Source organism: Pontibacillus chungwhensis BH030062, from assembly GCF_000770675.1.
Lineage (GTDB): Bacteria > Bacillota > Bacilli > Bacillales > BH030062 > Pontibacillus > Pontibacillus chungwhensis.
This window is the reverse complement of the sequence record NZ_AVBG01000002.1, coordinates 94,826-117,762: the sequence shown is the minus strand read 5'-3', so window position 1 is coordinate 117,762 and position 22,937 is coordinate 94,826. Positions and strand designations below refer to the sequence as shown.

Annotated in this window: 19 protein-coding genes; 16 read left to right on the top strand and 3 right to left on the bottom strand. The window is 44.8% G+C overall.

Annotated elements, in window-relative coordinates:
* The first annotated feature begins 516 nt into the window (after nucleotides 1-516).
* The 3 genes from N780_RS03415 (at nucleotide 517) to N780_RS03405 (ending at nucleotide 3,058) form a co-directional block, all read left to right on the top strand.
* Nucleotides 517-1,812: an HD domain-containing protein gene (locus tag N780_RS03415; RefSeq protein WP_036780105.1), complete on the top strand. Its 1,296-nt coding sequence runs from the start codon at nucleotides 517-519 to the stop codon at nucleotides 1,810-1,812.
* 13 nt (nucleotides 1,813-1,825) lie between these two features.
* Complete coding sequence (locus N780_RS03410) at nucleotides 1,826-2,323, top strand: YwgA family protein (protein ID WP_036780103.1); 498 nt, start codon at nucleotides 1,826-1,828, stop codon at nucleotides 2,321-2,323.
* 207 nt (nucleotides 2,324-2,530) lie between these two features.
* Nucleotides 2,531-3,058, top strand: a complete 528-nt coding sequence (locus tag N780_RS03405; RefSeq protein WP_036780102.1) for a YwhD family protein — start codon at nucleotides 2,531-2,533, stop codon at nucleotides 3,056-3,058.
* A gap of 142 nt (nucleotides 3,059-3,200) precedes the next feature.
* On the opposite strand, the gene N780_RS03400 is transcribed toward N780_RS03405, so the two are convergent.
* On the bottom strand, nucleotides 3,201-5,273 hold the full coding sequence (locus N780_RS03400; protein WP_036780101.1) for a transglycosylase domain-containing protein: 2,073 nt from the start codon (nucleotides 5,271-5,273) through the stop codon (nucleotides 3,201-3,203).
* 277 nt (nucleotides 5,274-5,550) lie between these two features.
* Here N780_RS03400 and speE point away from each other — a divergent pair, with 277 nt between their 5' ends.
* From speE to N780_RS03370, 6 genes are all read left to right on the top strand, one after another.
* Entirely contained in the window at nucleotides 5,551-6,378 is an 828-nt protein-coding gene (speE, locus tag N780_RS03395; protein WP_036780100.1) for a spermidine synthase, read from the top strand.
* Nucleotides 6,379-6,390: 12 nt separating this feature from the next.
* Nucleotides 6,391-7,263: an agmatinase gene (gene speB, locus N780_RS03390; protein WP_036780099.1), complete on the top strand. Its 873-nt coding sequence runs from the start codon at nucleotides 6,391-6,393 to the stop codon at nucleotides 7,261-7,263.
* A 244-nt stretch (nucleotides 7,264-7,507) separates the two neighbouring features.
* Complete coding sequence (locus tag N780_RS03385) at nucleotides 7,508-8,530, top strand: AimR family lysis-lysogeny pheromone receptor (RefSeq protein ID WP_036780096.1); 1,023 nt, start codon at nucleotides 7,508-7,510, stop codon at nucleotides 8,528-8,530.
* A gap of 796 nt (nucleotides 8,531-9,326) precedes the next feature.
* On the top strand, nucleotides 9,327-9,770 hold the full coding sequence (locus tag N780_RS03380) for a YwiB family protein (protein ID WP_052114863.1): 444 nt from the start codon (nucleotides 9,327-9,329) through the stop codon (nucleotides 9,768-9,770).
* Nucleotides 9,767-11,437, top strand: a complete 1,671-nt coding sequence (gene argS / locus N780_RS03375; RefSeq protein ID WP_036780094.1) for an arginine--tRNA ligase — start codon at nucleotides 9,767-9,769, stop codon at nucleotides 11,435-11,437. Before N780_RS03380 ends, argS begins: the two co-directional genes overlap by 4 nt.
* A 598-nt stretch (nucleotides 11,438-12,035) precedes the next feature.
* Nucleotides 12,036-12,215 carry a XapX domain-containing protein gene (locus N780_RS03370; protein WP_036780091.1) on the top strand — a complete coding sequence of 60 codons (180 nt, stop codon included), beginning with the start codon at nucleotides 12,036-12,038 and terminating at the stop codon, nucleotides 12,213-12,215.
* Here N780_RS03370 and uvsE read toward each other — a convergent pair whose 3' ends face one another.
* Nucleotides 12,216-13,169: a UV DNA damage repair endonuclease UvsE gene (uvsE, locus tag N780_RS03365; RefSeq protein ID WP_036780089.1), complete on the bottom strand. Its 954-nt coding sequence runs from the start codon at nucleotides 13,167-13,169 to the stop codon at nucleotides 12,216-12,218. It lies immediately after the preceding gene.
* 15 nt (nucleotides 13,170-13,184) lie between these two features.
* Complete coding sequence (gene cls / locus N780_RS03360; RefSeq protein ID WP_036780087.1) at nucleotides 13,185-14,375, bottom strand: cardiolipin synthase; 1,191 nt, start codon at nucleotides 14,373-14,375, stop codon at nucleotides 13,185-13,187.
* A gap of 229 nt (nucleotides 14,376-14,604) precedes the next feature.
* On the opposite strand from cls, the gene N780_RS03355 reads away from it, so the two are divergent.
* From N780_RS03355 to N780_RS03325, 7 genes are all read left to right on the top strand, one after another.
* Nucleotides 14,605-16,731 (top strand): (Fe-S)-binding protein, encoded by a 2,127-nt coding sequence (locus N780_RS03355; protein WP_036780084.1) that lies wholly within the window; start codon nucleotides 14,605-14,607, stop codon nucleotides 16,729-16,731.
* Between the two features lie 245 nt (nucleotides 16,732-16,976).
* The gene (locus N780_RS03350) at nucleotides 16,977-18,164 is read left to right on the top strand and encodes an acetyl-CoA C-acetyltransferase (RefSeq protein ID WP_036780080.1); all 1,188 of its coding nucleotides are present in this window, start codon (nucleotides 16,977-16,979) and stop codon (nucleotides 18,162-18,164) included.
* Nucleotides 18,165-18,184: 20 nt separating this feature from the next.
* Nucleotides 18,185-19,036, top strand: coding sequence for a 3-hydroxybutyryl-CoA dehydrogenase (locus tag N780_RS03345; protein WP_036780077.1), 852 nt, complete (start codon nucleotides 18,185-18,187; stop codon nucleotides 19,034-19,036).
* A gap of 11 nt (nucleotides 19,037-19,047) precedes the next feature.
* The gene (locus N780_RS03340) at nucleotides 19,048-20,190 is read left to right on the top strand and encodes an acyl-CoA dehydrogenase (RefSeq protein ID WP_036780075.1); all 1,143 of its coding nucleotides are present in this window, start codon (nucleotides 19,048-19,050) and stop codon (nucleotides 20,188-20,190) included.
* 15 nt (nucleotides 20,191-20,205) lie between these two features.
* A complete protein-coding gene (locus N780_RS03335) occupies nucleotides 20,206-21,348 on the top strand; it encodes an acyl-CoA dehydrogenase (RefSeq protein ID WP_036780072.1) in 1,143 nt (380 codons plus the stop codon).
* 13 nt (nucleotides 21,349-21,361) lie between these two features.
* The gene (gene meaB, locus N780_RS03330) at nucleotides 21,362-22,315 is read left to right on the top strand and encodes a methylmalonyl Co-A mutase-associated GTPase MeaB (protein ID WP_036780069.1); all 954 of its coding nucleotides are present in this window, start codon (nucleotides 21,362-21,364) and stop codon (nucleotides 22,313-22,315) included.
* A complete protein-coding gene (locus N780_RS03325; RefSeq protein WP_036780067.1) occupies nucleotides 22,312-22,932 on the top strand; it encodes a TetR/AcrR family transcriptional regulator in 621 nt (206 codons plus the stop codon). The genes meaB and N780_RS03325 overlap by 4 nt, the downstream gene beginning before the upstream one ends.
* The last annotated feature ends 5 nt before the right edge of the window (nucleotides 22,933-22,937 follow it).

The window sequence follows — 22,937 nt, the reverse complement described above, 5'->3', positions numbered from 1 at the left end:
AATCACTCGCTTTCCGCGGCGAGCTGGGAAGCCTCCTCGTTCGCTAGCGCTCTCTGCGGGGTCTCCCCTAGGCTCCTATTGCCGCAGGAGTCTCGCAATTTCCCGAACCACCTCTACCATATATGAGTGTAACGGAAACATGCCGTATGTGGAATTTTGCACTCTCACCACCCTGAAGATGCAGGGCCGTTCGCATAACTGTAGCCAGGGGTGTCTGGGGAACGGGGAGACTCCTGCGGGAGAAAGAGGTCGACGAGACCCCGCAGGGTGGTTTTCCCGAGGAGGCTCGACAGCTCGCCCGCGGAAAGCGAGTCGTTCCCCAGACACCCCACGCACTCAACAAACGTAACGGCCTCTCCTCATAAATATGCCGATTCGACATATTGCGGGGTTGTTCATGGTGGAGCTAGCATCTAGAATGGGTAGAGGACAAAAGATCGCCAGAATGCTTTAAGAATTGGAAATTATCGTATATAATAGAACAAATATTGTCGGGAATAGGAAGGGCAGAATGTTATGGCGTATAAAGACGAAAAATTAAACGAAGAAAAAGTATTTAAAGACCCTGTTCATCGGTATGTACACGTTCGAGATCGCGTCATCTGGGACCTGATTGGGACTCCGGAATTCCAGCGCCTTCGACGAGTAAAGCAACTCGGGACGTCCTATACAACCTTCCACGGGGCTGAACATAGTCGCTTTAATCATTCACTAGGGGTTTATGAAATCGTTCGCCGTATCATTAATAATTTTGAAAACCGACCAAATTGGAATGAAGATGAACGCTTACTATGTCTGGCTGCAGCGCTCCTCCATGATTTGGGTCATGGCCCATTTTCCCATAGCTTTGAGAAAGTATTTAAGCTTGATCATGAAGATTTTACAAGAAAGATTATCCTTGGAGACACTGGGGTAAATGCCATATTAAGAAGAGTAGATGACAATTTTCCCCATAAAGTAGCAGAAGTCATCAACAAAACGTATGAGAATAAGCTTGTTGTTAGTTTAATTTCGAGTCAGATTGATGCTGATCGGATGGATTACCTTCAGAGAGATGCTTATTTTACTGGCGTAAGCTACGGTCACTTTGATATGGAGCGTATACTTCGTGTGATGCGACCGATGGAAGATCAGGTCGTTGTGAAGGAAAGTGGCATGCACGCTGTCGAAGATTATATAATGAGCCGCTATCAGATGTATTGGCAAGTATACTTCCACCCAGTAACAAGAAGTGCGGAAGTTATCCTCACGAAGATTTTACATAGAGCGAAAGAATTGTATGAGAATCAATACTCGTTCTATCTTGAACCGTATCACTTCACGTCCTTTTTTGCAGGTGAAGTGGACCTTCAGGATTATTTAAAGTTAGATGAAAATGTTGTCATGTATTACTTCCAAATTTGGAAAGATGAGATAGACCCGGTTTTAAGCGATCTGTGTAAACGCTTTGTGGATCGTCATTTATTCAAATACGTTGAATTCAATCCAAACCAGCAAATGAGTGAGTGGATGGAATTGCATAAGCTTTTCCAAAAAGCAGGTATTGATCCTGACTACTATCTCGTAGTAGACTCCTCGTCGGACCTTCCTTATGACTTTTATCGTCCTGGGGAAGAAGGCGAACGTTTACCGATTCACTTATTGCGACCGAACGGAGAATTAAAAGAGTTGTCAAGACAGTCAGACATCGTAGAATCCATTTCAGGAAAGAAACGTACAGATCACAAGCTATATTTCCCTAAAGATCTTATTGAAGGGTTATCCAATCGGAGTAAAACGAAGAAACGTATTTTGGAAATCTTGTACGGATAGGAGATGAGCCGTTGTGTTAAATAATCACGCCAAGCTGGTTCGGTTTTTTTCACAATGTGAAGAAGTTGTCGGCCGTAAACGACTACAGAAAATGATTTATATTTTAAAGAAGGCAGGGTATCCGTTCGAAGAGCGCTATGAGTTCCATTTCTACGGACCGTATTCCGAGGAACTTACGCTACGCGTGGAGGAGTTGTGTAACCTTGGCTTTCTTAATGAAACACATGAGAAGAAGAGCAACTACCATCAGTATCGTTACAGCTTAACAGAAGGCGGAGAAGAATTTTTAACTCACTACGAGGACATGCCATTTAAGGACATGACTGAACACATCCACAACATGAATGAAGAAAGCTCGCGTTTTTTAGAGCTTGTCTCAACGATGCTTTACTTTGATCAACTCTCGCGCGATGAATGTGAAGAAAAAGTCAGAGCCGTAAAGAAAAAGATGAATTATACTGACGACGAACTCCAACAAGCCTGGAGCTTCATCGACCGACTTCTTAACTAATCAAACCCTTGCCACCGCAAGGGTCTTTTTTTATGCACTAGAGTACTAAAGGGTGCCAGACACCCTTTAGTGCTCTAGTGAAGTGACGCGTGCCAGACACCCTTTAACGCTTTAGTGTGTTGCTTTGGTTGTGGGAGGTGATGGGGAGTGGGTGGTTGTGTTAGAATAAGGGAATAAATGATTTCGTGTAAGAAGGAGGATCACGCGATGAGTTCAAATGATCAGTCTAATAACAAGAAGAAGAATCAGTTTACGATATTAAAGGATGACTCAACGGATGGTCATGGCGGTTATGGTGTTGGTTCGGTAAGTTTAGAGAACATGTCGCCTGTTATGATTGATCCAAATGAGGGAGAAGCCTACATTGATATGGGTGCTATGCACGCACGTAGTAAGCTTGAGAGAAGAATCAAGTTTAAGCCAGACCGTGAGATCGCTCCTAACGGGAAGACGTTCTGGATTGTTTGGGTAACCGTTGCTCATAACGAGAACGGCCCTTATTATGCTGGTGTAACCGGCTGTGAAATGGTCATTGATCATGAGACACGTCGCGGCTATAAGTCGCTTCCGGAACATGTGAACAATATGGATAAATCGCTAAAAGGTAAGATTATCGTTGAGAACATGGACGATCCATCGAAGAAACTACTAGGAGACTTCTTACGTTCTCACAATGCGGATATGTGGGCTAATTCTGCTGATGAATTAAAGGCTTCTCTTCCGGCTGAACAGTAAAAATTTGTGAATAGAAGTTGAATAATGATTGAAAATCTTGAGTATTTTGATAGAAATTTGTAAAATATGAATCACATGGATACCACACATGTTTATTAGGACACAGAAAAAGGTCGGCCCACACAGCCGACCTTTTTCTATATTAAAAGAATAAATCATAGAGCCAACTCTTCTTTTCTTTCTCTTCTTCAGAGTCTGGCGGATTTGGTAAGCTTCCTTCAGGGGCGTCCCCTGGGAAGTGGTGATCACAATACGTTGTAGGCTCAGACCCTTTCTCAAAATAAGCGAGACGTTGATGCGGGCAATACGGGGTAGCTAACTGACCACTGTCTGGATCAATATACACACCGACTACATCATCTGTAGGCGAGAAGGTCTTGTACGGACGATCTTCGTGCACCGACTCCATATACGCAGCCCATATATCTTTGGCGTACTCGTGATCAACGATCTTTTCGATAGGTTCGTTATCATCGTAGCCTGTCCAAATACCTGTTGCTACTTGAGGACTGAATCCAATCATCCAACTATCTGTGTTGGTCGTCCCCGATTTTCCTGCATACGTACGAGTTAACTGATTGGCAATGGAAGAACCGGTTACGGTCATATAATCATTCAGCGATTCATCAAACATCCCTGTCATCAGATGAGCTAACACAAACGCTTTATCCCGGTCGATGACTTGCTTTTCTTTTCCTTCCTTGCGTTCATAAACAACATGTCCATAGGAGTCCGTGATCTTTTCAATGGTATGTGGCTTGACTTCAACGCCGCCATTGGCGAATAAACTGTATGCCCCAACCATTTCTTGCACAGATACAGAAGCGGTACCAAGTGCGAGGGACGGAACAGCTGGGAGGTCACTCGAGATTCCCATTCGTTCTGCTGTCTCGACGAGTGTCTCTTCACCAAGAAACACATTCGTTTTAACAGCATATACGTTATCTGAAAGGGCAATGGCCTGAGCTAACGTAATGGGTTCATAGGCATAGTAGCCGTTATAGTTACTAGGCTCGTAAACGGTCCCATCCTCTAGTTCAAAATACGTCGGTTTACTCAGCAATGTTGTTGCAGGTGTATAGCCGTTTTCAAGTGCTGCATAGTAAAGGAATGGTTTAAACGTAGACCCAGGCATTCGCTTGGCTTGAACGGCTCGGTTGTAAGGGCTGTCTGTATAAGAGCGTCCCCCGACCATCGCAAGAATTCCGCCTGTTTCTGGATTAATACTGACGGCACCGATTTGGATATCTGATTTTGGATCTATTTTTTCTTCAACCGTCTTTTCTAATTCTTCCTGCATTGGAACTTTCAAGCTTGTGTAAATATGATATCCCCCAGACCGAATGGACTCAGCGTCTAGATCAAGTATTCTGGTCGCCTCCTGCATGACGCGATCTTGGAAATAAGGAGCCACTTGAGCGACAACCTTCTCGGATTGAGGCGCTAGCTTGATGGTTTGTTGGGAAGCCGTCACATATTGATCTTCTGTAATCACATTGTTCTCTTTCATATGATGTAAAATTAAAGACTGCCTTGCTTTCGCATTCTCGAGATTTGCATATGGAGAATAGTAGGAAGGCCCCTTTGGAATAGATGTGAGAAGAGCGGCCTCGGCTAGAGTGATTTCATCAGCGTGTTTGTCGAAATAGTACCGACTAGCCGCCTCGATCCCGTATGCCCCGTGACCGTAGTAGATCGTGTTTAAATAACCTTCTAAGATCTTATCTTTCTCATAAAACATTTCTAAACGAGCTGCGTAAAGAGCTTCTTTAATCTTACGGGTCCACGTTTTTTCGTGTGATAAGTACAAATTCCTGGCATATTGCTGTGTAATTGTGCTGGCCCCTTGAACCTTCGCCATAGCTTTTATATCCTGAATGACAGCCGCTGCGATTCGCTTCACGTCAAATCCAAAGTGATCGTAAAAACGCTTATCTTCGGTTAAGAGGGTGGCTGCAATAAAAGCAGGGCTCATATCCTTAAGCTCTACCCAATAGCGATTCTCACCGCCATGTTCTTCTCCAATCACCCTATTATCCTGGGCGTAAACAATCGTATTCTGATCATTTTTTAATAATGGAGGTCCCGCGATATAGCAATACAAAAGAACCCCTATTAAACTTGTAATAAAAAGCGTAATAAGGGATGCAGTCGTTAAACTAATCCACTTCAATGGTTTATTTTCATATAAAATGTGAGGTATTCGTAGTTTCATGGAACGATCTCCCCTTATAAATAGACGATCTATTAGTACAATCAGTATGGGTTAGCGGAGAGGGTTTTAAACATTGGGAGGAAAGACAAGAAAAAAAGACTTGATTTTTTCCCGGGCTTCTCTATAATTTGATTGTTTGAAAGGTTTTCATCCGTGCAAGATAACAATGAAGAAGGTACAAATGGAAACCGCATCGAATGGTATAATGTTAAGGACATTCTCATAATTGAACTTTTATAAAAAAAGACACCGCGATTCGCGAAGGGAGTATGAATACATGAGTATTTGGTATACAGAGAAGCAAACAGAAAACTTCGGCATCACAGCGAAGATTAATAAAACGCACCATACAGAAAAGACGGAATTTCAAGATCTAGCAATGCTAGAGACAAAAGAGTGGGGCAACATGCTGACCCTGGATGATATGGTAATGACAACAGAACGAGATGAGTTCGTCTATCACGAAATGGTGGCACACGTACCGTTATTTACCCACCCAAATCCTAAGCATGTTTTGGTTGTAGGTGGAGGCGACGGCGGAGTGATTCGCGAAGTCTTGAAGCACCCAAGTGTCGAGAAAGCCACACTTGTAGAGATCGATGGAAAAGTAATTGAGTACTCTAAACAGTACCTTCCGTCAATCGCAGGCGCACTTGATGATCCCCGTGTAGATGTGAAAGTGGATGACGGGTTTATGCACATTGCGAAAAGCGAGGGAGCATATGACGTGATTATGGTAGATTCAACAGAGCCAGTTGGACCCGCGGTGAACTTGTTCACGAAAGGATTCTACTCAGGCATTTCAAATGCATTAAAAGAAGACGGGATCTTTGTTGCGCAAACGGACAACCCTTGGTTTAAAGCTGACTTAATCCAGCAGGTTATGGGGGATGTTCGTGAAATCTTCCCAGTCACTCGTCTATACACGGCTAATATTCCAACGTACCCAAGCGGATTATGGACGTTTACAATAGGAAGTAAAACGTACGACCCGTTAGAAGTGAGTGAAGAGCGCTTCCACGAAATCGATACTAATTATTATACAAAAGAGCTTCACAAAGCGGCATTTGTGCTTCCGAAGTTCGTCCAAGACTTAACTAAATAAAGGGGAGATACAATGCGCTTTGACGAAGCCTATTCAGGTAAAGTATTTATAATGAGCCGACCAACAGCGGACGAGTCAGACGTTATTTTATATGGCATGCCAATGGACTGGACGGTTAGCTTTCGTCCAGGCTCTCGCTTCGGACCAAACCGAATCCGTGAAGCATCGCTTGGTTTAGAAGAATATAGCCCGTACGTCGACAAGCATCTTGAAGAGGTTACGTACTTTGATGCTGGCGACATTCCGTTGCCATTTGGGAACCCGCAACGTAGCCTGGATATGATTCAGGATTATGTGACAAAGATTCTCGATCAAGGGAAATTCCCACTCGGCCTGGGAGGGGAGCACCTTGTAACATGGCCCATCATTCAAGCCGTTCACAAAAAGTACAACGATATGGCCTTGATCCACATTGATGCCCATGCGGACCTTCGCGAAGAGTACGAAGGAGAAACTCTATCTCACTCCACTCCTGTCCGAAAGATTTGTAATCTGATAGGTCCTGAGAATGTGTATTCATTTGGCATTCGCTCAGGAATGCGTGAAGAATTCCAATATGCAAAAGAAAGCGGCATGCACATGTCGAAGTTCGATGTTGTGGAACCTTTAAAAAAGATCATCCCAACCCTCGCAGGCCGAAACGTATATGTAACAATTGATATCGACGTACTTGACCCGGCGCATGCACCAGGAACAGGAACTGCAGAAGCTGGAGGCATCTCTTCGAAAGAGCTGCTAGAAGCCATTCACATGATTGCAGGTTCAGACATTAATGTAATCGGCGCAGATCTTGTAGAAGTCGCGCCAGCCTACGACCCATCTGAACAAACCCAAATCACAGCAAGCAAAATGATTCGCGAAATCCTCCTAGGATGGACCAAATAAACCCAAATCCCCTTCCCCTAAACAGAGAAGGGGATTTTTCGCCCTCATAACTTCACCCAACTAAAGCGTGCCAGACACCCTGCTTCACTTCACCGTAATAAAGGGTGTCTGGCACGCTGTTATCCTATGCAGTGATAAAGCGCGCTTTTTTCTTGATAGTCTGTTCGATATGTGAAAAAATGGTTTTTGTGCAAACATTCGAACGGTAACAGCTAAGGTAGACGCCGATAAAGGAAGTGGAGATGTGGATGAGAGTATAAATATTGAAGCCATTATTAGCCCTTTTCAGAAGCCGGAAGAGGCGCCGATTTTTGCTGTATATAAGATCCTGTCGCGTCAGTATGATAGAGCAGAAGTGCTAGAATACATGACGCATTTTTGTTTAACGTCACATAGTGAAGAAAACCAGCGCAAAGGGTTAGAATTTCTGTATATTATAGGGTCTCACGAGGATTGTGCGAGGCTCATTAAAATAAACGAGGCCAGTTCAAATCCTTTGAATCAGCAATGGGGAAAGATTTATAAGATCGTATTAGAGCGAAAAACCCATTACAACGACCCTAATGAAATACTGATGGAGCTCAATCGAATCAAACCCCTCAGTAAAGAAATTCATGTTATTATGCTCTTCTTAAAATTGTATGCTCACGTAGATTTAAACCAATATGGCAAGGTGGGGAACGATGTAGAGGCTATTGCAGAGGAGATGTCACAGATCCGTGATTCCTTTTTGTTCCTTTGTTATGAGGAACGATTGGATGAAGCCTTTTTCGTGTACCATTTTTCTAAGAATGAACTGCTGTTAGGTCGTAAATATGCATTCAGGTTATTAAATAAGACCTTTAATCAAAGAAAGAAGTCCTTTGTTCATAACCTCCTAGCTATTAGTTATGCACTCGATAGCTATCAACAAGCCATGTATCATGTGAATGAATCGTTGCGTATTGCTGAAGAATCTGGCGACATGCGTTATCTTGAAAGTATAAAAAACCATAACATCCCTTTCGTTTCAGCATTAAATGGAATTTATGAAGGAATTACAACGAATGATCCATCTGAACAAGCTCACTTGGCCATCGCAAAAGGTGATATTCAAACCGCTATTAACATACTCGAACCGATTCAAGACCGAAGTCCTTTTCAGAATTATTACTTAGGTAAAGCAAAGAAAGATAAAGAACTTCTTACAAAATCTCATCAAGCCTTTATCAGACAGGGACATTATCTATTTGCTAGAATTCCGTTAAGTGAACTTAAGAAGCTATAAAGAAAAGAATACCCTAGTATGGAAGACTCGCTTATGCCGGGTCTTTTTTTATTGAACAGTTTTCTTGTGGGGAGAGCGTCGAGACGCTGGGGGAAAGTGTCGGAACGTGGGTGGATAGTGTCCGGATGAGGGGAGGAGTGTCTGGATGAGAGGCGGAAGAGTCCGGACGAGCGGCGATAGTGTCTGGATGAGAGGTTGAAGAGTCCGGACAAGAGGCAAAAGAGTCAGAACAAGCGCCAAGAGCGTCAGGACAAGAGCCGAAAGAGTCAGAACGAGCGCCAAGAGTGTCCGGACAAGAGCCGAAAGAGTCGGAACGAGCGCTAAGAGTGTCCGGACAAGAGCCGAAAGAGTCGGAACACGTCGAGAGCGTCAGGACAAGAGGCAAAAGAGTCAGAACAAGCGCCCAGAGCGTCCGGACAAGAGCCGAAAGAGTCGGAACGAGCGCCAAGAGTGTCCGGACAAGAGCCGAAAGAGTCAGAACAAGCGCCAAGAGTGTCCGGACAAAAGACAAAAGTGTCTAAATGCGCGCCAAAAGTGTCGAGATTCACAACAAGAGTGTCCAGACTCCGCCCCCTGCGCTTTTCTGGATCTAGCTCCGGCTCCTAGCCCCTAGCGCGATAAGCAATCTACCTCCAGTCTGCTGCGCAGACCTACAGTAGCTCGCTTATCCGTACGGGGCTGAACAGTCGCCTGCGCTTTTCTAGTAATCATCTATTGAGTTTTTCGTCTGGAATTCTTATAATGGTTAAGTTAAGAAGATCGGGATTGACGACTGGTTAGAAAGAAGAGGTGACGTATGATGGCGGAGGATCGTACTCTTGTACGTGTTCGACTAGAGACAGAGATTAAAGATGAAGATCAGAAGCAGAATATTGTTGTAGACGAGCCCGGAGATTATGTTCAGAAAGGGGATACTCACATTATTCGTTTCACGGAAAAGACAGAGGATGAAGCGAAAGTGGATAACCTTGTAACGATTCATCCGGACAAAGTCATCATTCGTCGGACGGGTCCTATACGAATGAATCAGGTATTCCGTGAGAAACAAAGTACCGAAAGTGTCTATCACCACCAGTACGGAAAATTTCACCTGCAGACCACAACGAAAACGATATCCTTCCAAGAATCTAATGACGTCTTGAAGGGCATGCTGAAAATAAATTACGACTTAGAAGTGAACGGACAACAGAAACAACGTCATCGTTTATCCTTACGATTTAAAGAGGAGGGCCAATCATGAATATTGTTGAACAAACGGAACAAAAGTTAAAACAGGAAATTATTCAAGCCGTATTGAAAGCCGAATTAGCAAGTGAAAGTGAATTACCCCCTGTCGTTTTAGAAACGCCAAAAGACAAGAGCCACGGTGACTATGCGACGAACATGGCAATGCAGCTAGCTCGTGTTGCGCGTAAAGCGCCCCGTCAAATCGCAGAAGATATTGTAGCGAATTTTGACCAATCGAAAGCATCCATTAAACAAATGGAGATTGCAGGTCCTGGTTTCATTAACTTCTTTATGAACAATCAGTACCTGACAGACCTTGTCCCAACCATCCTGAAAGCAGGCGAAAGCTATGGTTCTAGTCAGGTTGGAAACGGCCACAAGATTCAAGTTGAGTTTGTATCAGCAAACCCGACAGGTGACCTTCACCTTGGCCACGCGCGTGGTGCCTCTGTAGGGGATGCGCTTTGCAACATCTTAGACAAAGCAGGTTACAATGTGACTCGTGAATACTATATTAACGATGCCGGTAACCAGATCAACAACCTGGCTACATCCATGGAAGCGCGCTACATGCAGGCGCTTGGTGAAGACTTCCCAATGCCTGAAGACGGGTACAACGGAAAAGACATCATCGAGCTTGGTAACAGCCTTGTAGAGGAATATGGCGACAAGTGGAAGCACACATCAGAAGAAGAGCGCCTGAAGTTCTTCCGCGAATACGGGTTGAAATATGAACTGAAGAAAATCGAAGACGACTTAGCGATGTACCGCGTTCCGTTCGATGAGTGGTTCTCTGAAACATCTCTATACGATTCCGGAAAAGTCCAACAAGCCGTTGAGACACTAAAGGAAAAAGGCTACGTTTACGAACAAGACGGAGCAACGTGGTTCCGCACGACAGACTTTGGTGACGATAAAGACCGCGTTCTTATTAAAAATGACGGCAGCTACACGTACCTGACGCCAGACATCGCTTACCACCAAAACAAATTAGAGCGTGGCTACGAAACGCTTATTAACATTTGGGGAGCAGACCACCATGGGTATATTCCACGTATGAAAGCAGCAATACAAGCGCTTGGTAATGATGAAGGTACGCTTGAAGTGGAAATCATCCAAATGGTGAACCTATTCCAAGACGGTGAAAAAGTGAAAATGAGTAAGCGTACAGGGAAAGCTGTTACACTACGTGAACTTATGGATGAAGTCGGAATTGACGCAATGCGTTACTTCTTCAGCATGCGTTCTAGTGACTCTCACCTTGACTTTGATATGGACTTAGCGAAGTCTGAATCAAACGACAACCCGGTTTACTACGTTCAATACGCGCACGCACGTATTTGCAGCATGCTTCGTTCTGCGAAAGAGAAAGGCTTCGAATTCACACAAGAAATCGATGGCACGCATCTTTCTTCAGAAAAAGAAGAAGCGCTATTGAAGCGTCTTGGCGACTTCCCACAACTAGTGGCTGATTCTGCTGAGAAGCGCATGCCTCACCGCGTGACGCAGTATGTGTTCGACTTAGCATCTGACTTACACAGCTTCTACAACGCAGAGAAAGTGTTAGATACAGAGCAAGTAGAACGCACACAAGCACGTATGGCACTCATGGAAGCGACTCGTCAAACAATTGAAAACGCACTGAAACTAATTGGAGTATCCGCTCCAGAAAGAATGTAAGTGTATAGAAAAAAGGGATCTTCATGGAGAAGATCCCTTTTTTTAATATGGCTCTTTTAGTGTTTATTATTGAATTTCATTTAATCCATATAAGCCCCTTATGAAGGCTCGAGGCTGAGAGAATGTTTCCGTTTGCTTTAATTGAGTGTAAGGTGGGCCTGGAAACCACTCGCTTTCCTGTGGGAACTAGACTGGCTCTTTTTCCCACGGGAGTCTCGCAGTTCTTGGGCCCACCTTTTCCATAGTGAGAGATACGTAAACAAGCGACATGTAGCTTCAAGTAAGCATCAGCAACGCTCGAGCGGGGGGCCGTTCAACCACTTTTGGCAATGGGTGTCTGGGGAGCGGGGAGACTCCTGCAGGAGAAAGAGGTCGACGAGACCCCGGAGCGAACGGGGTGAGTGAGGAGGCTCGACAGCTCGCCTGCGGAAAGCGAGTCGTTCCCCAGACACCCCTAGCTCTCATTAAACGCGAACGGCCTAAAATCAAATAAAGTGTCTCGGCTATAACAGAGCTTTTAATAGAGAACCACCTTGATAACAAATATAAAAAAAGACTATACTAAAACCAACTTCTAACAACAAAGGGGCACGTCGTTATGAAAGTAATCCTTCTTTCCATTTTTACAGGATTTTTAGTTGGCTTCATATTTGCTCTTTTTAAACTCCCCATTCCAGCACCGCCGGCCTTAGCGGGTGTAACGGGCATTGTAGGCATTTACCTGGGCTTTAAAGCTTACGAGCAAGTAAGTCCATTAATTGAATCCTGGTTCAAATAATTAAAACTCAATTTCACCACCACGCACACGTTTCACACCGCGGATCGCGCTCAAATCTTCTACAATCTGGAGGAGGGCTCGATCTTTTTCTTTTGCTTCAATCATCACATCAAGAACATCGGTTTCTTTCTTGCATGCTTTTAAAAACGGAAGCGCATATTCTGGATCAACGAAGTCTGCATGAGCTCGGTACTTTTCTGTTGATTTAGGTGAAGATATGTGCACTTTAGGTGGATAGCCAGTACCTGACCAGGTCTGAAACAAACGAGGGAGAAGAGATTCGTAATCCTCCGTGCCAGGGTTCGCCATTTCATGGTGATAATCAAACATAACAGGAAGTCCAGCTTGCTCAGCAGCTTCGAGCGTTTCAGAGGTCGTATACGTTTTATCATCATTTTCAATTGTCATCCGTTTACGGACTTCATCAGGCATCTGATATATGTTTTTGTGAAACCGGTCTAAAGCAGACGTTTTATCCCCGTAGGCTCCGCCAATATGGATGTTGATGAACCCTTCCTTTTCAAGGCCCATCGCTTCGAGCATCTTATAGTGGTACACCATGTCGGTTACTGCATTTTCTGTAATATGGGGCTTGTCACTTGTGAAAACCGTAAATTGATTCGGGTGAAAACTAATTCGCTGACCGCCAGCTCTTACAAGATCACCAATCTCTTTCCAATCTTTTTTAAAAGGGGTGACGAAATCCCATGCTACTTCAGGATGAGTAGCCAAGGGCACGATGGATGAGGAGAATCGGTAAAGCGGGATTTCAGCTGCTCTGCTAAACCAGAGGGCGCGCTTCGTATGGTATAAATTTTTAGCTGTCACCTCTAAAAGTTTATCCTTGCGCTCATCTTCTGTCATGGCGGAATAGCGTTTAAATGTTAAAGTCTTAGCAGGAACTGCCTCCCACAGAGACAACGTGTGGGAAACAAATCCAAAGCGTATGCGCATGAAGGTCATCCTTTCTTATAGTAGGGGGCGGAAAAAACGGGCAATTCCTATTTTGATTTTAGTTCGAATGGTAAAGAGCTGGATCAGATGATCATTAAGCGGCTGGCTGTCTTGTACGTCTCTTAAAAAGGCCAAGCGCAGGTCCATCACAAAACGGGGGTTATGAATAATCGTGTTTACTTCTTTATTTAAGAATAGGCTTCTGCGGTCAAAGTTAGCTGTTCCAATATCACATAATTGTTGATCCACAATAACCACTTTGGCGTGATAGAAACCCTGATCAAACATATACACCTCGCCACCTGCATCGATGAGGCGCATCATATAAGGAAGACCTGCTTCTTTAACAAGCGGGTGATCGGCCTTCATAGGCACGATTACTTTTACATTGACCCCGCGCTCTAGAGCATCAGTCAGGCATTTAAACAAACGTTCACTCGGTATGAAATAAGGTGTACCGATGAATATTTCCTCTTTTGCCTGACAGATTAAGCTTTCAAAAACATCTTCAAGCTGCACCCCATCTGTTGCAGCAATTTCGATCCATTTCTCCCCCTCCGTTTCAGTAGGGACCGGCTCTTCATCATGATGCCCCGTCGCTAGGTACCAATCATCGAAGAAGGTAGACTGAAGGTGCTGGACAATATCCCCTAGTAATCGAAGGTGATAATCTCGCCACTTGCCAAGTTCAGCATCCTTACCTAAGTATTCCCGTCCTACATTAAAGCCTCCTATGTACCCTACATCACCATCAATAATTGTAATCTTACGGTGGTTACGCCGTTGTGAGCGGTAGAAGAAATAAGGGAATTTTGGCTTTTCACTAAAGGCAAACTCGACTCCTGATTGGTTTAATTCCTTAATGACTTTGGAATTAATGCGGTAGCTGCCAATTCGATCAAGTAGTAGTCGAACTTGAAGACCTTCTTCTGCCTTTTGCTTTAGAATCTCCAATAGTTCCCGGCTGATTTCATCGGTCTTAATGATAAAGAACATCATATCAATCTTCTTCTTAGCGTGTCTTAAGTCTTGAAAGAGATCTTCAAACAAGGGGTCGCCGGATGTGTAGATTTGATAATCGCCTGTTGTACTTTCAAAATCGAGAAAGCGTACGTTTTTTCTGTGATTTTTCTTCCCCAATGAGAAATCCAATAATAGTAAACCAATTAATAAAAAAATAGCTACAATAATATATATAAAGATCATAAACGGAGATAAGCTCCTTTCAAGGCTTTCAAATAAATAAGCATACTTCTATCTTTCCCTGAATTATATAAAATTGAACATAAATAAGAAGGAAAGATGTTGACTGAATGTTCATTCATTCTGTAATATAAAGATATAGAAGTCAGAATATTTTTGTTGTTTTCTTATTTTGTTGTTAAAAAGGGGTCAGGGGAAGAAGATACGCATATAAACAAAGGGGGCGCAGTGAATGGATTTACTGTTGTTAAATTGGATTATGTTTTTAATTGTAACCGCTTACGGTTTGTATTTGTTTGTACGAGTTGTTAGAACGCGCATTGCCTACATTCAACTTGGGAAGAAAATGGATTTTGACCTGCAGTTAAAAGAACGTCTGAAGGATATTATGGTCTACGTGTTCGGACAGAAGAAGTTATTAAAAGATAAGAAATCAGGCGCTATTCACGTCATGATGTTTTATGGGTTTATTTTAGTTCAATTTGGTGCTATTGACTTTATTATCAAAGGTCTTAGTGAAGAAGGTCATTTACCGCTTGGCCCGCTCTATCCTGGCTTTACATTCTTCCAGGAACTTGTGACCTTAACCATTATTACAGCGGTGGTGTGGGCGTTTTATCGTCGTTACATTGAGAAGCTCGTTCGTCTGAAACGTGGCTTGAAAGCTGGGCTAGTTCTAATCTTTATCGGAACATTAATGGTTTCTGTTTTACTTGGTAACGGCATGGAGATTATTTGGCACGGGGAAGAGCTAACATGGTCAGAGCCAGTCGCTTCAGGCATTGCTTTCTTATTTAGCTGGATCGGCGAAACGGCAGCCGCAGCCATATTCTTTATCTCCTGGTGGATTCACTTATTAATTTTACTTACATTCCTTGTTTACGTACCACAATCGAAGCACGCTCACCTACTCGCAGGACCTGTAAACGTATTTATGGCAAAAGACAAACGTGCAGGAAAGCTTGAAAAGATCGACTTCGACATCGAAGGGGAAGATGAAGAAGAAGTTACCTTTGGGGCGGGCAAGATTGAAGACTTTACTTATCTGCAAATGATTGATCTATATGCTTGTGTAGAGTGTGGCCGCTGTACAAATGCTTGTCCTGCAACAGGGACAGGGAAGATGCTGAGCCCTATGGATTTAATCATTAAACTACGTGATCACCTAACAGAAAAAGGAGCTGCCGTAACAGGTCAGTCACCTTGGGTACCGACTTATGCATTCTCGAACACAGATGGGAATCAGTTGGCTCAAATGGCGAAAGCTTCTCAGAATGAAACAGCGGCAAGCTTGGAAAATGTTGAAACATCAAGCTTAATCGGGGACGTCATTACAGAAGAAGAGATCTGGGCTTGTACGACGTGCCGTAACTGTGAAGATCAGTGCCCGGTTATGAATGAACACGTTGATAAGATTATCGACCTTCGTCGTTACCTTGTTCTAACGGAAGGGAAGATGGACCAAGATGCTCAGCGTGCGATGATGAACATTGAGCGCCAGGGGAACCCTTGGGGTCTTTCTAAGAAAGAGCGTGAGAATTGGAAGAAAGAGAACGAATCTGTTCGTATTCCAACGGTTAAGGAACTTCAAAAAGACGGAGAAGAATTTGAGTATCTGTTCTGGGTAAGTTCAATGGGTTCTTACGACAACCGTTCACAGAAGATTGCGATGTCATTCGCTCGCTTGTTAAATGAAGCGGGTGTGAAGTTCGCCATACTCGGTAACAAAGAGCGAAACTCAGGGGACACAGCACGCCGTTTAGGAAACGAGTTCTTATTCCAGGACCTTGCTGAGAAGAACATTAAAGAATTTGAGAAAGCGGAAGTGAAGAAGATCGTCACGATCGACCCACACGCGTATAACGTATTCAAGAATGAGTATCCGGACTTTGGTTTCGAAGCGGAAGTATATCATCATACAGAGCTATTAGCAGAGCTTGTGAAAGATGGTCGCTTACAGCCGAGTCACGAAGTAAAAGAAAAGATCACGTATCATGATTCTTGTTACCTTGGCCGTTATAACGAAGTGTACGAACCACCTCGCGATATCCTGAAGCAAATCCCAGGAGTTGAGGTCGTTGAAATGCAGCGAAATCGCCAAAACGGAATGTGTTGCGGAGCTGGTGGAGGCTTAATGTGGTCAGAAGAGAAAACCGGAAACCGCGTGAACGTAGCGCGAACAGAGCAGGCGCTGAAAGTAGAACCAACGACGATCTCTAGTGGTTGTCCGTTCTGCTTAACGATGCTTAGTGACGGAACAAAAGCGAAAGAAGTAGAAGAAGATGTATCAACAGAAGATGTGGCAGAAATCTTAGCTCGTTCCATTTTCGGTTCAGAAAAAGAGGAACAAACGGCTTAATTGTCGAAATAGAGTGACTATAAAGAATGTGTGGCGTCCACTGAACTGGACGCCTCCTCATTCTGTTAAAGAAAGCCTTGGTTAGTGGTTCAATGAGCGTCAGAGTCACTTTAACTTAAATCCTGATTAGTTCTTTTATGCTTGTTTGTTGAACGAGCGTTCAATCAGGGTGGAGAAACGTTGTCGAAAGAAGAAAAGTTGTTGGGATTTTTGAAAGCGTTATCAAAAAGAGGGAGGAATAAAGTATGGCGAAGACAGTGATTGTAGCAGGAGCAAGAACACCTTTTGGGAAATTGGGAGGATCGATTAGTTCTTTAACAGCCTCACAGCTTGGTGGTACGGCGATTAAAGCGACACTAGAGCGAGCGAATTTTAAACCAGAAGACGTGGGCGAAGTCATTATGGGAACCGTTCTTCAAGGTGGGCAAGGGCAGATCCCTTCTCGTCAGGCTGCTCGTCACGCTGGCATTCCGTGGGAAGTAAAGACTGAAACCATTAATAAGGTATGTGCATCTGGTATGCGCTCTGTAACGCTTGGAGATCAGCTCATTCGCTTAGGGGATGAACAGGTCATTGTGGCCGGAGGTATGGAAAGCATGTCGAATGCACCATATTTCCTGCCAAAAGCACGTTGGGGCTTCCGAATGGGCGACCAGCAAGTGAAAGATATGATGGTGCATGACGGTTTGACGTGTTCATTTGAGGGCGTTCATATGGGGAACTACGGCAACAATACAGCAACGAAGTATGAGGTGAGTCGTGAAGCGCAGGATGAATGGGCTTATCGCTCTCATCAAAGAGCTGTTAAAGCAATGGAAGAGGGCAAATTGGCTGAAGAAATTACTAAAGTTGAAGTCCCACAGCGTAAAGGCGATCCGGTTGTTGTCGATCAGGATGAAGCGCCTCGTAAAGACACCTCCGTTGAAGCTCTAGCGAAATTACGTCCGGTATTTGATCCGACCGGAACGATCACAGCAGGAAACGCACCTGGTGTGAATGACGGTGCAGGGGCCATGCTTCTTATGTCAGATGAGTATGCCAAAGAGAACGGATACACGCCTCTTGCTACGGTAATGGGTCACGCAGAAGTGGCTGTTGAAGCGCAAGACTTCCCAGAAACACCGGGACGCGTCATCAACGCTATTTTGGAGAAAACAGGTAAGTCCATTGATGAGATTGATCTTTTTGAAGTGAATGAAGCATTTGCTGCTGTGTCCCTTGCGAGTGGGAAGATCGCTGGACTAGATGAAGAGAAAGTGAACGTAAATGGTGGTGCTGTAGCTTTAGGTCACCCGATTGGCGCGAGTGGAGCACGCATTATTTTAACCCTTATGTATGAGTTGAAACGTCGTGGAGGCGGAACAGGCATTGCGGCGATTTGTAGCGGTGGCGGCCAAGGCGATGCCATCATGATTGAAGTACCGAAACAGTAACACAGGGGAGGACACGACACATGAATGTGAAAACAATGATGGTCATTGGAGCCGGACAAATGGGAGCTGGCATTGCCCAGGTCTTTGCGCAGGCCGGGTTTCAAGTGAAGTTGAACGACCTTTCTGAAGACGCCCTTCAGAAAGGGAAAAGCGGGATTGAAAAGCGGCTCTCCCGCGCTGTTGAGAAAGAACGGATATCTGAGGGGGAAAAGGCGGCAACATTAGAGCGTCTGCAAACAACAACAAAGCTAGAAGACAGCTATGACTGTGACCTTGTGATCGAAGCGGTAGTAGAGAATATGGACGTGAAAACGAACGTGTTTCAAACACTAGATAAACATGCACCATCTCATGCCATCTTAGCTTCTAACACATCTTCTTTACCGATTACTGAAATCGCCGCAGTGACGGAGCGGCCATCTCAAGTTATTGGGATGCACTTTATGAATCCTGTCCCGGTGATGAAGCTTGTTGAAATTATTCGAGCCCTGCAAACAAGTGATGAAACCTATGAAGCAATTGAGACGATTACAAAGCAATTAAGCAAAACGCCTGTAGAGGTGAATGACTTTCCGGGCTTTGTCTCGAATCGCGTGTTGATGCCGATGATTAACGAAGCGATTTATACAGTTTATGAAGGCGTGGCAACACCTGAGGCAGTCGATGAAGTGATGAAGCTCGGTATGAATCATCCGATGGGGCCGCTTACGCTTGCTGACTTTATCGGTCTTGATACGTGCTTATACATTATGGAAGTCCTTCATGAAGGATTTGGTGACAGCAAGTACCGACCATGTCCGCTGCTCCGTCAGTATGTGAAGGCAGGATGGCTTGGTAAGAAGTCCGGACGAGGATTTTACCAGTACAGCTAGGAGGTTAAATCATGAACCTGCAATTTACAGAAGAACAAGAGATGATGCGCAAAATGGTCCGTGACTTTGCCGAACGTGAAGTGGCTCCTGCTGTGGAGCGAATGGAACGAGAAGATCGTTTCCCGACAGAGCTCATTGAGAAAATGGGGGAACTCGGGTTGATGGGAGTTCCGATCCCAGAGCAGTATGGCGGTGCCGGAATGGATTTTACGTCTTATATTATTGCGATCCATGAGCTGTCTCGCGTGAGTGGTTCTGTTGGGGTCATATTGTCTGTGCACACATCAGTCGGCACAAATCCAATTCTTTATTTCGGAACAGAAGAGCAAAAGAAAACCTATATTCCGAAGCTTGCTAGTGGAGAATACATCGGCGCATTCGCTTTAACAGAACCAGGCGCAGGTTCTGATGCAGGCGGACTTCGCACACGAGCCAAGAAAGATGGCGATCACTACGTGCTGAACGGCTCGAAAGTGTTTATTACAAACGGCACGGATGCCAACACGTTTATCGTATTCGCAAGAACTGATCCAGAAGCCGGATCAAAAGGAATTTCGGCTTTCATCGTCGAGCGAGGGACGCCTGGATTTGAAGTAGGAAAGAAAGAGAAGAAAATGGGCATGCACGGATCTGGTACGGTGCAGCTTAATTTCGACCAATGCCGTATTGCGGCAGGCCAGCTTTTAGGGGAAGAAGGGGAAGGATTTAAGATTGCCATGGCAAACCTTGATGTCGGGCGAATTGGCATTGCAGCTCAATCTCTTGGCATTTTAGAAGCAGCGGTTGAGCAATCTGTTGCCTACGCAAAAGAGCGCGAGCAATTTGGCAAACCGATCGCACAGCAACAAGGTGTTTCGTTTAAATTGGCGGATATGGCAACGTCCCTTGAAGCTTCCAGACTATTAACCTACCATGCCGCATCTCTCAGGTCCGAAGGCATTGCTTGTGGCAAAGAGGCCTCTATGGCGAAACGCTACGCTTCAAGTGCAGCAATGGAAGCAAGCATTGAAGCTGTACAGATTCATGGGGGATATGGATACACAGAAGATTACGACGCAGAGCGCTTATTCCGCGATGCAAAAGTATGTGAGATTTACGAAGGTACAAACGAGATTCAGCGTATGGTCATTAGCAAACATTTACTAGCTAAGTAACGGAGGGGAACGAGGATGAATTTTCAATTAACAGAAGAACAAGAAATGCTTCGTAAAATGGTACGTGACTTTGCAAAGAACGAAGTGGAACCAACAGCAGCGGAGAGAGATGAAGAAGAACGTTTCGACCGTGAGATTTTCGATAAGATGGCTGAGCTTGGACTAACGGGGATTCCTTGGTCAGAAGAATACGGAGGGATCGGATCGGATTACGTCAGCTATGTGATTGCTGTGGAAGAACTCTCTCGCGTCTGTGCTTCAACAGGGGTAACGCTCTCTGCTCACATTTCCCTTGCAAGCTGGCCGCTATATAAATACGGAAACGAAGAACAGAAGAAAACATACTTAGCCGAACTAGCGCGAGGAGAGAAGCTTGGCGCCTATGCCCTCTCTGAACCAGGGGCAGGGTCTGATGTGGCGTCCATGCGTACAACAGCGAAGAAAGACGGAGACCACTACGTGTTAAACGGAAGCAAGGTATGGATTACAAACGGTGGTGTCGCTGACACGTACATCGTGTTCGCTAAAACGGATGTAGACGCGAAACATAGAGGCATTAGTGCTTTTATCGTCGAGAAGGGAACGCCTGGATTCACTTTCGGTAAGAAGGAGAAAAAGTTGGGCATTCGTTCCTCGCCTACAACAGAGTTAATTTTTGAAGAGTGTAAAGTTCCGGCGAAAAATATGCTCGGAGATGAAGGGGAAGGGTTCAAGATTGCGATGACAACGCTTGATGGCGGGCGTAATGGGATTGCCGCGCAAGCGCTTGGAATTGCTCAAGGAGCACTTGATGCATCCGTTGGTTACGCGAAGGAACGAGAACAGTTCGGTAAACCGATTGCTCAAAACCAGGGGATTTCTTTTAAACTAGCTGATATGGCAACAGAAGTAGAAGCAGCAAGACTTCTTACCTATCAGGCGGCATGGCTTGAGTCAGAAGGAAAGCCTTACGGGAAAGCATCCGCGATGTCGAAACTATTTGCAGGGGATGCGGCCATGCGCATAACCGTTGAAGCGGTGCAAGTTTACGGAGGCTATGGGTATACGAAAGATTATCCGGTCGAGCGCTACATGCGTGACGCGAAGATCACACAAATCTATGAAGGCACGAACGAGATTCAGCGTCTCGTTATTGGACGGATGTTGACGAAAGAATAGAAAGGAAGGTTCGATGCACGAGCTAGCTGAACGCATTCAGGCAGGGGATATTAGGGCGATGGCGAGGGCGATTACGTTAGTAGAAAACAATCATCCTGACAAATTGACCCTCCTTAGTGATGTATTTTCGATAAAGAAACAAGCTCATTATATTGGCATTACAGGCTCACCTGGTGCGGGGAAGAGCTCGCTCGTTAATCGACTGCTTGCGCATTTACGGGAGCTTGGGTTAACGGTAGCGGTGATTGCTGTTGACCCAACAAGTCCGTTTAGTGGAGGGGCACTCCTTGGAGACCGAATCCGCATGCAACAGCACTTCACAGACCCAGGGATCTTTATTCGGAGTATGGCAACGCGCGGTAGTCTTGGTGGCTTATCAAGAGCAACCAAGGATTCTATTCGGATTTGTGACGCTTACGGATTCGATGTCGTCCTCGTTGAAACGGTAGGAGTGGGCCAGTCGGAACTCGATATTATGAAAGTGGTCGATACAACGGCTGTTGTACTGACACCGAATAGCGGAGACGTTTTGCAGATTTTTAAAGCAGGCATTATGGAAATAGCGGATCTATTCGTGTTGAATAAAGCCGACCTTCCTGGTGTCCGCAAGCTGAAGGTGCAGCTTGAAGAACTGTTGATGATTTCAGGACAAACCGAATGGGTGAATCCGATTATTGAGACGATTTCTACGGAGAACAAGGGGATTGACGCTCTTTGGCAAGAGTTCGTTCAGCATCGTACCTATTTAGACGAAACTGAAGCGGGCAGGAAAAAGCGGAAGGACCAGCTTGAGCTTGAGGTCTATGACCTGATGCGAGAGGAACTTTGGAAAGACGTTCAGGCGTTCGTGGAAGCGGATGAGGCAAAGCAGGAACAATTAAAAGAAGACAATCTTGATCCGTATGAACAGGCAAGTGCCTGGCTTGAAGAATGGAAGAAGCAGCGGGGAAGGATGGGGAGTTCGTGACGAAAAAGGTGCCATCATCAATTAAAGATGAACGATTGATTAAGAAGCGGCGAGATCAGATGATCAAAGGTGCCGTTGCCTTATTTAAAGAGAAAGGCTTTCATAAGACAACAACACGAGAACTGGCAAAAGCGTCCGGCTTCAGCATCGGAACGCTTTATGAATACATCCGAACGAAGGAAGATGTATTGTTCCTCGTCTGTGACTTCATCTATGAACATGTTAAAGAACGAATGGAAGCTGTCATTGATATGAATGAAACGGGGATGGACAGTCTTGAGCGCGCGATCCGATCTTATTTTCAACTCATGGATGACATGCAGGATGAGGTTGTTGTGATGTATCAGGAAGTAAAGTCTCTTCCGAAGGATGCACAAGATTACGTCCTCGAAAAGGAGCGTGACATGCTCCATATGATTGAATGTGTGATTGAGAACTGCCTTCCGGAACCGATTCATGAGAAAGACCGCAAGCTTTTGGCCAATAACATCTTCGTTCAGGGACAGATGTGGGGATTCAGGCGCTGGGTGCTCCAGAAGGAATTTACCCTGCAATCATACACAGAGCGACAGATGCATTTTTTATTTCAAGGATTATCACTGTCAGAGCCTATCTAAGTAGG

What these genes read in the sequence shown, in the direction of transcription:
- N780_RS03370 (WP_036780091.1), top strand. Translation starts at nt 12,036, where the DNA reads ATGAAAGTAATCCTTCTTTCCATTTTTACAGGATTTTTAGTTGGCTTC.
- N780_RS03405 (WP_036780102.1), top strand. Translation starts at nt 2,531, where the DNA reads ATGAGTTCAAATGATCAGTCTAATAACAAGAAGAAGAATCAGTTTACG.
- N780_RS03400 (WP_036780101.1), bottom strand. Translation starts at nt 5,273, where the DNA reads ATGAAACTACGAATACCTCACATTTTATATGAAAATAAACCATTGAAG.
- N780_RS03345 (WP_036780077.1), top strand. Translation starts at nt 18,185, where the DNA reads ATGAATGTGAAAACAATGATGGTCATTGGAGCCGGACAAATGGGAGCT.
- N780_RS03340 (WP_036780075.1), top strand. Translation starts at nt 19,048, where the DNA reads ATGAACCTGCAATTTACAGAAGAACAAGAGATGATGCGCAAAATGGTC.
- meaB (WP_036780069.1), top strand. Translation starts at nt 21,362, where the DNA reads ATGCACGAGCTAGCTGAACGCATTCAGGCAGGGGATATTAGGGCGATG.
- uvsE (WP_036780089.1), bottom strand. Translation starts at nt 13,169, where the DNA reads ATGCGCATACGCTTTGGATTTGTTTCCCACACGTTGTCTCTGTGGGAG.
- N780_RS03355 (WP_036780084.1), top strand. Translation starts at nt 14,605, where the DNA reads ATGGATTTACTGTTGTTAAATTGGATTATGTTTTTAATTGTAACCGCT.
- speE (WP_036780100.1), top strand. Translation starts at nt 5,551, where the DNA reads ATGAGTATTTGGTATACAGAGAAGCAAACAGAAAACTTCGGCATCACA.
- N780_RS03380 (WP_052114863.1), top strand. Translation starts at nt 9,327, where the DNA reads ATGATGGCGGAGGATCGTACTCTTGTACGTGTTCGACTAGAGACAGAG.
- cls (WP_036780087.1), bottom strand. Translation starts at nt 14,375, where the DNA reads ATGATCTTTATATATATTATTGTAGCTATTTTTTTATTAATTGGTTTA.
- N780_RS03350 (WP_036780080.1), top strand. Translation starts at nt 16,977, where the DNA reads ATGGCGAAGACAGTGATTGTAGCAGGAGCAAGAACACCTTTTGGGAAA.
- speB (WP_036780099.1), top strand. Translation starts at nt 6,391, where the DNA reads ATGCGCTTTGACGAAGCCTATTCAGGTAAAGTATTTATAATGAGCCGA.
- N780_RS03335 (WP_036780072.1), top strand. Translation starts at nt 20,206, where the DNA reads ATGAATTTTCAATTAACAGAAGAACAAGAAATGCTTCGTAAAATGGTA.
- N780_RS03415 (WP_036780105.1), top strand. Translation starts at nt 517, where the DNA reads ATGGCGTATAAAGACGAAAAATTAAACGAAGAAAAAGTATTTAAAGAC.
- argS (WP_036780094.1), top strand. Translation starts at nt 9,767, where the DNA reads ATGAATATTGTTGAACAAACGGAACAAAAGTTAAAACAGGAAATTATT.